Below are 13,642 nucleotides of genomic sequence, written 5' to 3' on the forward strand. Positions count from 1 at the left end.
GGCAACGCTATTTCTGGAGAGCAATTGTGCTTAACAAAACGCGTCATTCTTTTTCCGGTTCTGATGAGATGTCTCAGGGAGCGCGCTTCGTTAAGGAGTTGCTGGCGCAGGCGCAGATTGAGGTAAACGGGCCGTCGGCTGCGGATATGCAACTGCACCACAGTGCTACGTTCGACCTGGCCCTGGCCAAAGGCAACCTTGGCCTTGGCGAGGACTACATGGATGGCGGTTGGGACGCCGAGGCGCTGGATGAGTTTTTCTACCGCCTCATGCGCTCTGGGGTGATCGACCAGGCCAACCCGGCCACCTTGTTGTTTCACGCGTTCAGCTCCCGCTGGCTGAATCTGCAAAACAAGAAGCGCGCCTGGCAAGTCGGCGAGGCGCACTACGACCTTGGCAATGACTTCTACGCGCGCATGCTCGACTCGCGCATGACGTACACCTGTGGCTACTGGAAAGATGCCACCACCCTGGAGCAGGCGCAGTTCGCCAAGCTGGACCTGATCTGTAAAAAGCTCGGTCTCAAGCCGGGCATGCGCGTGCTGGATATCGGCTGTGGCTGGGGCAGTTTCATGAGCCATGCGGCCGAGCACTATGGCGTGGAGTGCGTGGGTGTGACCATCTCCAAGGAGCAGGCGGAGTGGGGCCGCGCCAAGTATGCACATCTGCCGATCGAGTTTCGTTTGCAGGACTATCGGGACATCGACGAGCAATTCGACCATATCGCCAGCGTCGGCATGTTTGAGCATGTGGGGCGCAAGAACCATCGGGCGTATATGGAGGTGGCCAACCGCTGCCTGAAGGACGACGGCCTGTTCCTGTTGCACACCATCGGCAAGAACCAACGCAACAGCACGCCGGACCCGTGGATCGACAAATACATCTTTCCCAACGGTGATTTGCCCTCGATCGGGCAGATCGGCGACGCCATGGACGGGCTGTTTGTTGCCGAGGATTTGCACAACTTTGGCGCCGATTACGACAAGACACTGATGGCCTGGTGCGAGAACTTCGAACTGGCTTGGCCGGACTTCGCCGAAACCTTCGGGCGGCGTTTCTACCGGATGTGGCGCTATTACCTGCTGTCGTGTGCAGGGGCGTTTCGCGCGCGGGATATCCAGTTGTGGCAGTGGGTATTGTCGAAGAAGGGCGTTGTCGGCGGGTATCAGCGGGTGAGCTGAGGGTTACAGCGGTTTAACGGGGACAGGCGAAACCTGCCCCGGTTGGGCCGGTTTATTCGGCGGCCGGCGTCAATCGCGCTTCCAGCTCCGCCACCTTGGCCTCAAGGCTTTCCAACCGCGCCCGAGTGCGCGCCAACACCACCATCTGGCTATCAAACTCTTCCCGGCTTACCAGATCCAGCTTGCTGAAACCGCTTTGCAGCAGCGCCTTGAACTGGCTTTCAATTTCATTGCGTGGCAGCGGCGTGTCGCTGCTGAACAGGCGGGAGGCGTGGCCGCTCAGGGCGTCGAGGAGGTCTTTGGGCGCGAGCATGGGAAATCGTCCGGAAAATCTGTTGGCCGGCAGTGTATCACGCAGCGTCTATAGTCATTTCCAGCAGCGGTGGCGCACGCTTTTCGCGCATGGGGACGGGCGGTCGCGCACCGTTTTCGTGCGTATCTTCGCCGTCGTGGCGCCCGGTAGGTGGGCGCGAGCGAACAAAGGACTGATTTCAGTGATTTTTACGGAGCTGGCAAGCTTTCTGCTTAGACGATCATGACCCATGCACTGATGCAGTCGCTGTGACGATGCAGTGCGCCGACGGAGCGGGGTAGGTGTTTCGTCACCAGTGGTTAGCGAGCGTCGCAATGGCAAATGCCAAGGCGACGAAGCGTTACAAAGCCAGGCACTGCGCTTAGACTTGAGACGGGTTTGTTTTCCTGGGGCAAGTCCACCAATTCGGGAGAGAGTTTTCATGAAGCTAGTCACTGCCATCATCAAGCCGTTCAAGTTGGACGATGTACGCGAGTCACTGTCCGAGATCGGCGTGCAGGGCATTACCGTTACTGAGGTCAAAGGCTTCGGTCGGCAGAAGGGTCACACCGAGCTGTATCGCGGCGCGGAATACGTGGTCGATTTCCTGCCAAAGGTGAAGATTGATGTCGCCATTGACGACAAGGATCTTGACCGGGTTATCGAGGCGATAACCAAGGCCGCCAACACCGGCAAGATCGGTGACGGCAAGATCTTCGTGGTCAATCTGGAACAGGCTATTCGCATCCGTACCGGCGAAACCGATACCGACGCAATCTAAGCCGCCAAACCCCAACGCCCCAGGAGAAAACAATATGACTCTGCGTAAATTCGCAGGGCTAGGAGCCCTGTTGTCCCTCGTAATGCCGGCCCTGGCCATGGCGGCGGACCCAGTACCAGCTCCAGTCCTCAATTCCGGCGACACTGCGTGGATGCTTACGTCCACCGCGCTGGTACTGTTCATGACCATTCCAGGCCTCGCGCTGTTCTACGGCGGCATGGTTCGCTCCAAAAACATTCTTTCCGTGATGATGCAGTGCTTCGCCATCACCGGCCTGATCACCATCCTGTGGTTCGTCTACGGCTACAGCATGGCGTTCGATACCACCGGTATGGAAGCAGGCGTCGTCAACCTCAACTCCTTTGTGGGTGGCTTGTCCAAACTGTTCCTTTCGGGTGTGACCCCGGCCAGCATCACCGGCCCGGCGGCGTTGTTCCCTGAAGCCGTGTTTGTGACCTTCCAGATGACCTTCGCGATCATCACCCCGGCGCTGATCGTCGGTGCGTTCGCCGAGCGTATGAAGTTCTCCGCGATGCTGATCTTCATGGGCGTCTGGTTCACCCTGGTCTACGCACCGATTGCCCACATGGTATGGGGCGGTCCGGGTTCGTTGCTGGGCGACTGGGGCGTACTGGACTTCGCAGGCGGCACCGTGGTGCACATCAACGCCGGTGTTGCCGGCCTGGTAGCGTGCCTGGTACTCGGCAAGCGCAAAGGCTTCCCAACCACCCCAATGGCACCGCACAACCTCGGTTACACCCTGGTGGGCGCGGCCATGCTGTGGGTCGGCTGGTTCGGCTTCAACGCCGGCTCCGCTGCTGCGGCCAACGGCACTGCCGGTATGGCGATGCTGGTCACCCAGATCGCTACCGCTGCGGCGGCGCTGGGCTGGATGTTCGCCGAGTGGGTCACCCACGGTAAGCCAAGCGCGCTGGGCATTGCCTCGGGTGTGGTTGCTGGCCTGGTGGCAATCACTCCAGCTGCGGGCACCGTGGGCCCGATGGGCGCCCTGGTGATCGGCCTGGCGGCCGGTGTAGTGTGCTTCTTCTGCGCCACTACCCTGAAACGCAAACTGGGCTACGACGACTCCCTGGACGCCTTCGGCGTACACGGTATCGGCGGTATCCTCGGCGCGATCCTGACCGGTGTGTTCGCGGCACCAGCGATGGGCGGCTTCAACGCCACCACCACTGATATCGCTGCACAAGTCTGGATCCAGTGCAAAGGCGTCGGCTTCACCGTCATCTACACCGCCATCGTGACGTTCATCATCCTCAAGGTGCTGGACGCTGTGATGGGCCTGCGGGTGACCGAAGAAGAAGAGGCTGTCGGCCTCGACCTGGCGCAACACAACGAGCGCGGCTACAACTTGTAAGTACGCGAAAAAAAGATGCCCGGCTTGCCGGGCATTTTTTTGCCTGGGGTTTGTCTGTGGCTAAAGGTGTATGGGTTTTTTGGCGACTTTGTGATGGGATCCACACCGCACTTTTCAGCGTGCGAATGTCTTACAGGCATGTAGGCGTATTCGGCACTTTGTTTTTTCCCTGAGCGCGCTAGAATGCGCGCCGATAGGCGGAGAACTGTATGTGGCAACAGACCCTGATAACCCTGCGGGCCAAGCCCCGGGGCTTTCATCTGGTGACGGACGAGTTGCTCGCCGGCTTGCCTGAATTGAAGGCCTGTCGGGTGGGCCTGTTGCATTTGTGGCTGCAGCACACCTCGGCCTCGTTGACGGTCAACGAGAATGCCGACCCGGCGGTTCGCCGTGACTTCGAGCGTTTTTTCAATGCGCTGGTGCCGCAAGGCATGGCGGGATATGAACACAACGACGAAGGTCCGGATGATCTCCCGGCGCACTTCAAGGCCAGTCTGCTGGGCTGTCAGCTGAGTTTGCCGGTAAGGGCCGGCCGCTTGGCGATGGGGACCTGGCAAGGTGTTTATCTGGGCGAGCACCGTGATCATGGCGGTGCTCGTAAAGTCCTCGCCACCTTGCACGGTGATGGGGCATAAGCCACTGGTGATCCGGTGGATGTTGATTTTTTTCCGGCGGCCGTCGACAGGCGGCGAAGCTGGGCTATAACTAATCTGCTTTTCGCAAGTCATGAGGTAGAACATGAGCGACGATGATCTGGAAAACGACGACCTCGAAGTAGGCGACGACGACGAAACCGAAGAAGGTCTTGAGGCGGCTGCCGAAGACGTGGCTGACGACGACGGTGGCGATGATGCACCGGTCCCGGTAGCCAAGGGCAAAGCCAAGGCTGCGGTGTCGGTTGACGAACTGCCGAGCGTAGAAGCCAAGAACAAAGAGCGCGATGCGCTGGCCCGTGCGATGGAAGAGTTCCTCGCTAAAGGCGGCAAAGTGCAGGAAGTCGAGGCTAACGTGGTGGCAGATCCACCGAAGAAGCCTGATAACAAGTACGGCAGCCGGCCTATCTAAGGCTTGCTGTTTGCTTGCTGAAAAAGCCCGCCGTCGCTGCGGGCTTTTTCATGAGCGCTACAAAATGGGATTTCGTCCGTTCTCGTAGCAGCTGTCGAGCCTTGGCGAGGCTGCGTTGGCGGCCTGCCTGACACACCGCAAACGCAGCCTCGCCAAGGCTCGGCAGCTGCTACGGTAAGTTCGGGGTCACTTCCAGCGGGTCAGGAGTGCTGGCAACTCGGTCAGGCTGCGAATCTCGGCATCCGGCAACTTCTCGGCCTCCCAGACCTTGCCCGCCGGGTTGAACCACACCGCCCGCAGCCCCGCCTGCTGCGCACCGGCTATGTCATCCCCCGGATGATCGCCAACGTGCACCGCAGCGCTCGGCGCTACGCCACCGCGCTGCAGGGCCTCCTGGAACAACCGCGCATCCGGCTTGGCAATACCAATGTCTTCAGCCCGGAGTGCAAAGTGAAAGTAATCCGCCAGCCCCACACGCTGCACATCGGCATTGCCGTTGGTAATCACCCCCAGCAGATAGTCGCGGCGAAGCGCTTGCAGCATCGGTTCCGCTTCGGGGAATACGGTGAGTTGATGCCGGGCGTGGATGAACGCTTCAAAGCACACGTCCGCCATCTGCGCCGCTTCCGGCAACGGGTATCCGGCTTCCTCGAAAGCATGTTGCAGCACCTTTTGACGCAACACGCTGATGCGGTATTTCAGCTCTGGATGTCGCTCCAGCACCTGTTGGCGCAGGCTGGCAAACTTCTCCAGAGGCAAGTCGCCCACCTTGGTGGCATGGGTCGCCAGCCACTCGCGCATTGACGCCTCGGCGCTGATGATGACCGGCACGTTATCCCAGAGCGTATCGTCCAGGTCGAAGGTGATCAGCTTGATGCTCATGAGTCACTGCCCTTAATGCGTTTGGCCCGTGGATGGGCGCTGTCGTACACCGTTGCCAGGTGTTGAAAGTCCAGGTGGGTGTAGATCTGGGTGGTCTTGATGTCTGAGTGGCCAAGCAGTTCCTGCACCGCGCGCAGGTCCTGGGACGACTCCAGCAGGTGGCTGGCAAAGGAGTGCCTGAGCATGTGCGGGTGCAGGTTTTGCCCCAGCTCGCGCTCGCCGGCGGCCTTGACCCGTAACTGAATGGCCCGTGGCCCGAGGCGGCGGCCTTGCTGGCTGATAAACACGGCGTCATCCGCCGGGTTGGCCAGGGCACGCAGGGGCAGCCACAGCAGCAGGGCTTCGCGGGCCTTCTTGCCCACCGGTAATACGCGGGTCTTGCTGCCTTTGCCGAGCACCTGCACCAGGCCATCCTCCAGGTCCAGCTGATCGAGGTTGAGCCCGGTCAGCTCCGACAGGCGCAGGCCCGAGGAGTAGAACAGTTCGAGGATCGCCTGGTCGCGATGAGCCAGGAAGTCGTCCTCCACGGCGCCGTCGAGCAATTGCAGGGCACGGTCGGTGTCGAGGGTCTTGGGCAGGCGGCGTTCACCCTTGGGCGGCGCCAGGCCGTTGGCTGGGTCGTGGTCGCACAGGCCTTCGCGGTTCAGGTAGTGATAGAGGCCGCGTACCGCCGACAGCAGGCGCGCCAGGCTGCGGGAGGATTGGCCTTGCTGGTGCAGGCGGGCGATCAGGCTGCGCAGACCCTGGATATCCAGGGCCTTCCAGCTGCTGATGTGTTGCTTCTCGCAGAACGCCAGGACCTTGTTCAAGTCCCGACGGTAGGCTTCCAGGGTATGCGGCGACACCTGGCGCTCGCTGCGCAGGTGAGCGCAGTAGGCGTCCAGTTGTCGTTCCATGGTTAGCGCACCGCGCGCAGGGCAGTGGTGAAGCGCGGCAGGACGCGACCCAGCACTTCGGCGATGTAGCTCAGGAACAGCGTGCCCACCGAGCTTTTGTAGTGCTGTGGATCACGGCTGGCGATGGCCAGCACACCGTGTAAACCTTGATGACTCAGGGCGACCACAGCGGTGGAGCCGATCTGCTGGCGCTGTTCGGCGCCAAACAGGAAGTCCAGCTCATGCTCGCGCAGGGTGCCGCTGATGGTCTTGCCTTCGGACAGCAAGCCGCCAATGGCGGTCTGGGCATCGCTGCCGCTGACCCAGCGCCCTACCGGCATCGGGTTGTCGCTGAACAGGATCAGGCTGACAAAAGGCACTTGGAAGTCCTGGCGCAGGCTGTCTTCGACGGCAATAACCGCTTCTTCCAGGCTGGCGGCGTCCATCAGGGTCAGGACCAGGCGGCGGGTCTTGTCGAACAGGCGGTCGTTGTCGCGGGCCACGTCCATCAGCTGCGAGAGCCGATGACGCATCTCGATATTGCGCTCGCGCAGGATCTTCATCTGCCGCTCCACCAGCGACACGGTATCGCCGCGCTGGTGGGGAATGCGCAGGGCCGGCAGCAGTTCTTCGTGTTCGACGAAGAAGTCCGGATTAGCCTCCAGATACGCCGCAACGGCTGCGGCCTCCAGACTTTCGCTTGGGGATGCGTTCGCGGGTACTTGAGGCTTATCAGTCATTAGATTTTCTCACTCATAGACGGACCTGTCCTTCGTAGACGCGGGTGGCCGGGCCGGTCATTTTCACCGGTTGGCCAGGGCCTGCCCATTCGATGGACAGACGTCCGCCGGGCAGGTCGATCAGCAGTGGCGAATCCATCCACCCCTGGCTGATCGCGGCTACGGCAGCGGCGCAGGCGCCGGTACCGCAAGCCTGGGTTTCGCCGGCACCGCGTTCCCAGACGCGCAATAGCGCACGGGAACGGTCGATGACCTGCAGGAAACCCACGTTAACCCGCGCTGGAAAGCGCGGGTGGTTTTCGATCTTCGGCCCCAGTTCGTGAACCGGTGCGCTGTTGATGTCATCGACCCGCAGCACGGCATGGGGGTTGCCCATGGACACGGCAGCCAGGTTGACGGTCTTGCCGTCCACATCCACCGCATAGCTCAGGGCTTGCTCGGTGGCCTGGAACGGAATGTCCGCCGGCACCAGCCGTGGGGCGCCCATGTTGACGCCGATCTGGCCGTCGCTGCGAATATCCAGCTCGATAATGCCGCTTTTGGTCTCGACGCGAATCTGCCGCTTGGCGGTCAGGCGCTTGTCCAGCACAAAGCGGGCGAAACAGCGGGCACCGTTGCCGCACTGTTCCACTTCGGAGCCGTCGGAGTTGAAGATCCGGTAACGGAAATCCACTTCCGGGTTGCTCGGTGCTTCCACGAGCAACAACTGGTCGAAGCCGACACCGGTGTGCCGGTCGCCCCACAGCTTGGCGTGCTTGGGCAGGATATGCGCGTGCTGGCTGACCAGGTCGAGAACCATGAAGTCATTGCCCAGCCCGTGCATCTTGGTAAAACGCAGCAACATGGCCTTACTCCGGCAGCAGGCTTTCGCCAGCAAACAACTCGGCTACCGTCTCGCGGCGACGCACTTCAAACGCTTGATCACCGTCCACCAGCACCTCGGCGGTACGCCCGCGGGTGTTGTAGTTGGAGCTCATGACAAACCCGTAGGCACCGGCCGAATGCACGGCCAGCAGGTCGCCTTCTTCCAGGGCCAGCTGACGTTCCTTGGCCAGGAAGTCGCCGGTCTCGCAGATCGGGCCGACCACGTCGTAGCTGCGGCCTTCGCCAGCACGTGGCTTGACGGCCGTCACATCCATCCAGGCCTGGTACAGCGCCGGGCGGATCAGGTCGTTCATCGCCGCATCGACGATGGCGAAATCCTTGTGTTCGGTGTGCTTGAGGTACTCGACCTGGGTCAGCAGCACGCCGGCATTGGCGACGACGTAGCGGCCTGGCTCGAACATCAGCGTCAGGTCGCGGCCTTCGGTGCGCTCGCGCACGGCCTTGATGTAGTCGGAAACCAGCGGCGGTTCTTCGTCGCGATAACGCACGCCCACGCCGCCACCGAGGTCGATGTGGTGCAGGTAGATGCCGCATTCGCCGAGGCGGTCGATCAGCGCCAGCAGGCGGTCGAGGGCGTCGAGGAACGGTGGCAGGCTGGTCAGTTGCGAGCCGATATGGCAGTCGACGCCCAATACTTCCAGGTTTGGCAGTTGGGCGGCACGGATGTACACGTCCTCGGCGTCGGCAATGGCGATGCCGAACTTGTTCTCTTTGAGACCGGTGGAAATGTACGGGTGAGTGCCGGCGTCTACGTCCGGGTTGACCCGCAGGGAGATCGGTGCGCGAACGCCCATCTCGGCGGCCACCACTTGCAGGCGCTCCAACTCGTCGGTGGACTCGACGTTGAAGCAGTGCACGCCAACTTCCAGGGCGCGGCGCATGTCTTCGCGGCTCTTGCCGACGCCGGAGAACACGATCTTGTCAGCTTTGCCGCCAGCGGCCAGCACACGCTCAAGCTCGCCCCGGGACACAATGTCGAAACCGGCGCCAAGGCGCGCCAGGACATTGAGTACACCCAGGTTGGAGTTGGCTTTTACCGCGTAGCACACCAGGCTTGGCGTGCCTTCCAGCGCGTCGGCAAAGGAGCGGTATTGCGCTTCGATGTGGGCACGGGAGTACACGTAGGTCGGGGTACCAAAGCGCTCGGCAATGGCGGACAGCGCGACACCTTCCGCGAACAGCTCGCCGTCCCGGTAGTTAAAAGCGTCCATGATGTTCCCTTAGTAGGTGTCGTGCTTGTGCGCTTTGGTTTGCGACGATTGCGCCTGTTCATTCGGGTCTTTGCTGTCATCGGGCAGATACAGCGGGCCTTTTTGACCACAGGCACTAACGAGGCAAGCGACCGCGACGAGCGCAGCAAGGGAAGAGATCAGGCGCTTCATGGCGAAATCCTTGAATATGCATTAATTGCGCCCGAGTATACCGACCACCCGCCGGATTGCCTATGCGCCGAAATACCCGTCCGGCGGGGCTTTGCCGAGTTTGTCGCGATTGCGCTTACACCAATCAGGGATAATTCACGCAGCTGCGGGTAATGAAATCGGTATCCTTTGCAATCATGATGGCGCGTCCGTATTGTGCGGCGCTTGAGCGAGACCAGACACTTTTCGAGGTTCCCACAATGAGTTTGACCGAAGCCCGTTTTCACGACCTGGTGGATTCGACCCAGCAAGCGCTGGAGGATATTTTCGACGACAGCGGCCTGGATGTGGACCTGGAGAACTCGGCCGGTGTGCTGACCGTCAAGTTTGAGAGTGGCCAGCAACTGATCTTCAGTCGCCAGGAACCGCTGCGTCAGCTGTGGCTGGCTGCGCGCTCCGGTGGCGTTCACTTCGACTACGACGAAGAAAGCGGCAAATGGCAGTGCGACAAGAGCGAAGAGTTGTTGGGCGAGATGCTCACGCGCCTGATTCATGAATATACCGGCGTCGAGCTGGACTTCGACGAGATCTGATCGTGACGCAGCCCGTACCCGTACGCCCGCCCAAGCCGCTGTTCAGCAATGTCAGCCCGGCGGTGCCGTCACCTTGTATCAGTTTATGTCGGCTGGATGAGCACAAAGTCTGCCTCGGCTGCTTTCGTCATGTAGAAGACATCCGTGAATGGCGCTCCGCCGACGATGCGCGGCGCCGCGTGATCGTCGCCCAGGCCGAGCAGCGCAAGGCCTCCGCCTGAGGCCGTCTTGTTTATTTATTGTGCTGTGGTAGTGTCCGGATACACCTCAACTCATCGAGGTCCGTGAGAACCCCGCCTTTTCCTGGCGGGGTTTTGCTTTTTTGTGCAGAAAAAAGGAGTCTGCCTGAATCATGACCGCACCTTCCATCATCCTCACCCGTCTTGACGTGCAGCGTCTTGAGCAACTGATCGACCGTGTAGGCGAGGCGTCGCCGGGCGTTGAAGCCCTGCAACACGAACTCGACCGCGCCGAAGAAGTGGTTGGCCACGATGAAGTGCCTGCAACTGTCGTGACCATGAACTCCAGCGTGCATTGCCGTGAACAAGGCAGTGGCAAGGACTATCACCTGACCCTGGTCTACCCCAAGGACGCGAACGCCGACGAAGGCAAAATCTCGATCCTGGCGCCGGTGGGCAGCGCTTTGTTGGGCCTGCAAGTCGGCCAGCACATCGACTGGCCAGCACCAGGTGGCAAAACCCTCAAGCTTGAATTGCTCGGCGTCGAAGGCCAGCCGAAAGACGGTGGTGCCTTTCCTCTCTAAACCTGGTTCAGCGCTTCATTGAGCGCCAGTTCCAGATCAGCCTTGTAGCGCAGGTACAGATTGCTCGGGCTTTGAACATCACCGAGCAGGCCGGACAGGTCCAGATCGGTGATGTAGCAGCGGTAGCGCTCGGCCTCCCGGCGTTGCCCGACGATTTGCTGGGCGACCACCGCAAACAGTTGGTCGCCAAATTCCAGCTCGGAAAACTCCCGTTGATTGCAGTACAAGGTGATCCCCACCTGGCCCGGTGCTGCCTTGCCGATAATCGCCTGCACGTCGTAGAACGGTTTATTGGCCGGGGTTTGCGGCGCTGGGCGCGGTTCGGCCCGGCGTGCGCGGCCGCTGCCTGACGGCAACAGCTGGTAATACAGGATTTGCACCGCGCCGAGTGGCTGTTGCGGGTCCAGCGGCAGCAGCGCGTCGCGCCGATAAATAATCGATTGCAGGAAGCGCTGCAGCGGCACCAGAAGGCTTTGCTCGTCGTGAAACGGCAGGCGCTGCTGCCAGAGCGCGTTGAATTCATCCAGCACGTACAGCTCGGCAACCCCTTCGTTGATCCGGTAGAACACCTGCACACAGTCGGGCAGGCCCATGGGCAGCAACAGCGCCAGGTCGTGGTCTTCGAGGGCCATGGTGTCCAGGTGCAGCGGGCTGTAGCTGGCCAGTTCTTCACTGAGGTAGGCGATCAGCGCGTCCTGGGTCGCCAGTGACACATGGTTGGCTTGGCCGGGTGTCAGTTCCATCACGTGGTAGTGCTGCTGCACCTGCACCAGGTAGCGGTGGTTTTCCTGGCTCAGCATCAGGTTTTGCGCGGTGTCGAAGATTTCTTCCACGCGCTGGGCAATGAATTGCGCACGGTTGTGGCAGAAGCAACGCACCCGCAATCGCGGCAGGTGATTGGCCGGCAGCTGGTTCAGGTAATCCCGCAGGCAGTCGAGCAGCGCGTGGGGGCCGTCGTAGCGGCTGACCATCACCTCGTTCCAGCTGTTGAGCGTGACCTGGTCCAGGGTTAGCACCAGGTTTTCCCGTACGCCGGCGTAACTCAGGGAGTCGGTGCGCTCGGTGGTCATCAGGATGTTCAGGTCGCGGTGGTGCTTGAGCGGATCGACGCCGACGTTGATCAGCAGCAGCACTTCCTCGGGCACCGCCGAGCGCAACAGACGTTCTTCATCGACGCTGGCCAAGGGCAGGGCGACGGTCTGTTGCAGGCTGCCCAGCAGGTTGAACAGCTCGAATTCGGTCATGTCGCTGCTGCCGGGGTGCAAGGCCAGGCGGGTGCTGCTGTCGATCACGCCGTTGCGGTGGCACCAGGTGAGCATTTCCAGCAGGTCGCGGCTGCGCTTGATCGGTGCGAAGTGCTCCCATTCCAGGGCGGTCAGGCTGCCGTTGTACAAGCCCCAATGGTGCTGACCCGGCTCTTTACGGTTGGGCGATTGCACCAGGGTCAGGGTGTCTTCGGCCAGGTCCGGGGCAATGCCGGGGTTGATGAACTCAACCTTGCCGGCCTTGCGCTCGAAGGCGGCATACAGGCGCCGGCCGAGCACATTGAGGTCGCGCTTGTTGATCAGGCTGACGGTCTGTTCGGTGCGGGCAAACTGGGTCAGGAAGCGATAGCTATAGTTCAGCTCGTTGACCAGCGCCCGGCGCTCGGAGGCCACTTGGCGGACTTTCCATTGGCTGCGGCTGTCCAGCAGGGCCAGTTGGCGCTGGTCCCAACCCCATTCATGGGCCAGGCGCTCCAGCAGCAAACGTTGCCAGCGGTCGGTGCGCTGGCCGGCCGTGAGCTTGCGGTTGACCTTCAGGTACAGGGCGCGCCGCACCAGTTCCAGGCGCTCCGGTTCGTTGCGGGCCTTGAGGTATTCCTCGATGCGGCGGTAGACCACGATGTACGGGTCCAGCTCGTCCAGGTCCATCTGGTTGGCAAACACCGCCCGCTTGAAGCGCAGGCTCAGGCACTGCACCTTCGGGTGTTCGCTGGCGTAGACCTCGGTCAGTAGGAGCTTGAGTACCGACTTGTAGGGCGATTCGATGCCCTTGAACAACTGCCACAGGCCGGCGCCGATAAATTCACCCGGCGGGATGTGGGCCAGATGGCCCAGGTCGAGGGTTTCATCGGCGCGGATAAAGCGCTTGGAGATCAACGCGTGGGTGAATTCGGCGTAGCGGGTTTCTTCATACACCGGCACCAGCCACCAGATTGGCGTGCGCCCTGCCAGCCAGATGGCGGTGCGGTAGAACTCATCCAGCAGCAGGTAATGCTGGCTGGTGCCGCAGTCTTCCGAGCTCAGTTGGGTGTCGCGGTCACCCTGGATAAACCGTGTCGGCTCGATCAGGAAAAAATGCGCCTCGGCGCCCATGGTCAGAGCCCAGGTTTCCAGCAAGTGGCATTTTTTTCGTAGCTCGGCCAGCTCATTCTCACTGAGATCGGCAGCGTGGCAGACCCACACGTCCATATCACTTTGATCGGCCTGGGCCAGGGTGCCCAGGCTGCCCATCAGGAACAGGCCATGAATAGGGCGCGGTGGGTTGCCGTGCCGGGGCTTGTAGGAAAACGTGCGGGTCAGGCGCTGAGCTTCTGCCAACGCTTGCGCGTCGGGTTCAAAGTTCGACAGGCCGGCCGGTGTGCTGCCCGACACATAACCCGGCAGCAGCGGGTGATTGACGTGGAAAAACAGCGGCAGCAGCGTCAGTACGCTTTGCTGGCGCGGCGTCAGCCCTTCAACGGCCCGGGCCATGCGGCCCTCGTTCAGGGCCAGAAATCGCGCGCGCAACTGGGTCAGCACCTTGCGGTCGATGCCTTCGTCCAGGTCGGGGCGGATTTCGTGGGTGCGGGTCATGTCGAACTCGGT

General features: G+C 61.3%; 16 protein-coding genes. 8 read left to right on the plus strand and 8 right to left on the minus strand.

Annotated features, from left to right (window positions below):
* Positions 1–68: 68 nt before the first annotated feature.
* Positions 69–1,181 (plus strand): cyclopropane fatty acyl phospholipid synthase, encoded by a 1,113-nt coding sequence (gene cfa, locus BLU46_RS17195; RefSeq protein WP_093203756.1) that lies wholly within the window; start codon positions 69–71, stop codon positions 1,179–1,181.
* Positions 1,182–1,233: 52 nt separating this feature from the next.
* On the opposite strand, the gene BLU46_RS17200 is transcribed toward cfa, so the two are convergent.
* Positions 1,234–1,494 carry an accessory factor UbiK family protein gene (locus tag BLU46_RS17200; protein ID WP_003208783.1) on the minus strand — a complete coding sequence of 87 codons (261 nt, stop codon included), beginning with the start codon at positions 1,492–1,494 and terminating at the stop codon, positions 1,234–1,236.
* 421 nt (positions 1,495–1,915) lie between these two features.
* On the opposite strand from BLU46_RS17200, the gene glnK reads away from it, so the two are divergent.
* The 4 genes from glnK to sutA all read left to right on the plus strand — a co-directional run bounded on the left by glnK (position 1,916) and on the right by sutA (position 4,694).
* Positions 1,916–2,254 carry a P-II family nitrogen regulator gene (gene glnK, locus BLU46_RS17205; protein WP_002555808.1) on the plus strand — a complete coding sequence of 113 codons (339 nt, stop codon included), beginning with the start codon at positions 1,916–1,918 and terminating at the stop codon, positions 2,252–2,254.
* Positions 2,255–2,288: 34 nt separating this feature from the next.
* On the plus strand, positions 2,289–3,629 hold the full coding sequence (locus BLU46_RS17210; protein WP_026077859.1) for an ammonium transporter: 1,341 nt from the start codon (positions 2,289–2,291) through the stop codon (positions 3,627–3,629).
* 209 nt (positions 3,630–3,838) lie between these two features.
* Positions 3,839–4,264 carry a secondary thiamine-phosphate synthase enzyme YjbQ gene (locus tag BLU46_RS17215; protein ID WP_017476675.1) on the plus strand — a complete coding sequence of 142 codons (426 nt, stop codon included), beginning with the start codon at positions 3,839–3,841 and terminating at the stop codon, positions 4,262–4,264.
* 103 nt (positions 4,265–4,367) lie between these two features.
* Positions 4,368–4,694 (plus strand): transcriptional regulator SutA, encoded by a 327-nt coding sequence (sutA, locus tag BLU46_RS17220; protein WP_017476674.1) that lies wholly within the window; start codon positions 4,368–4,370, stop codon positions 4,692–4,694.
* A 186-nt stretch (positions 4,695–4,880) separates the two neighbouring features.
* Here the strand turns inward: sutA and BLU46_RS17225 are convergent, their stop codons facing one another.
* Genes BLU46_RS17225 through lptM form a run of 6 tightly spaced genes read right to left on the minus strand, consistent with a single transcriptional unit; the run spans position 4,881 to position 9,458 of the window.
* Positions 4,881–5,576 carry an HAD family hydrolase gene (locus BLU46_RS17225; protein WP_093203761.1) on the minus strand — a complete coding sequence of 232 codons (696 nt, stop codon included), beginning with the start codon at positions 5,574–5,576 and terminating at the stop codon, positions 4,881–4,883.
* Positions 5,573–6,472 (minus strand): tyrosine recombinase XerC, encoded by a 900-nt coding sequence (gene xerC, locus BLU46_RS17230; RefSeq protein WP_093203765.1) that lies wholly within the window; start codon positions 6,470–6,472, stop codon positions 5,573–5,575. Before xerC ends, BLU46_RS17225 begins: the two co-directional genes overlap by 4 nt.
* A gap of 2 nt (positions 6,473–6,474) precedes the next feature.
* A complete protein-coding gene (locus BLU46_RS17235) occupies positions 6,475–7,191 on the minus strand; it encodes a DUF484 family protein (protein ID WP_017476670.1) in 717 nt (238 codons plus the stop codon).
* 13 nt (positions 7,192–7,204) lie between these two features.
* On the minus strand, positions 7,205–8,035 hold the full coding sequence (gene dapF / locus BLU46_RS17240) for a diaminopimelate epimerase (RefSeq protein ID WP_003208798.1): 831 nt from the start codon (positions 8,033–8,035) through the stop codon (positions 7,205–7,207).
* Between the two features lie 4 nt (positions 8,036–8,039).
* The gene (gene lysA / locus BLU46_RS17245; protein WP_063033870.1) at positions 8,040–9,287 is read right to left on the minus strand and encodes a diaminopimelate decarboxylase; all 1,248 of its coding nucleotides are present in this window, start codon (positions 9,285–9,287) and stop codon (positions 8,040–8,042) included.
* Positions 9,288–9,296: 9 nt separating this feature from the next.
* Positions 9,297–9,458, minus strand: coding sequence for an LPS translocon maturation chaperone LptM (gene lptM, locus BLU46_RS17250; RefSeq protein WP_003208801.1), 162 nt, complete (start codon positions 9,456–9,458; stop codon positions 9,297–9,299).
* A 239-nt stretch (positions 9,459–9,697) separates the two neighbouring features.
* Between lptM and cyaY the strand changes: the two genes are divergently transcribed.
* From cyaY to rnk, 3 genes are all read left to right on the plus strand, one after another.
* A complete protein-coding gene (cyaY, locus tag BLU46_RS17255; RefSeq protein WP_017476668.1) occupies positions 9,698–10,030 on the plus strand; it encodes an iron donor protein CyaY in 333 nt (110 codons plus the stop codon).
* Positions 10,031–10,032: 2 nt separating this feature from the next.
* Positions 10,033–10,251, plus strand: coding sequence for a DUF1289 domain-containing protein (locus tag BLU46_RS17260; protein WP_063033871.1), 219 nt, complete (start codon positions 10,033–10,035; stop codon positions 10,249–10,251).
* Positions 10,252–10,382: 131 nt separating this feature from the next.
* On the plus strand, positions 10,383–10,793 hold the full coding sequence (gene rnk / locus BLU46_RS17265) for a nucleoside diphosphate kinase regulator (protein WP_017476667.1): 411 nt from the start codon (positions 10,383–10,385) through the stop codon (positions 10,791–10,793).
* Here rnk and BLU46_RS17270 read toward each other — a convergent pair.
* Positions 10,790–13,630 carry a class I adenylate cyclase gene (locus BLU46_RS17270; RefSeq protein ID WP_093203770.1) on the minus strand — a complete coding sequence of 947 codons (2,841 nt, stop codon included), beginning with the start codon at positions 13,628–13,630 and terminating at the stop codon, positions 10,790–10,792. The two genes, rnk and BLU46_RS17270, sit on opposite strands and share 4 nt — an antisense overlap.
* Positions 13,631–13,642: the final 12 nt, after the last annotated feature.

Origin of the sequence: Pseudomonas yamanorum (assembly GCF_900105735.1) — a bacterium.
Lineage (GTDB): Bacteria > Pseudomonadota > Gammaproteobacteria > Pseudomonadales > Pseudomonadaceae > Aquipseudomonas > Aquipseudomonas yamanorum.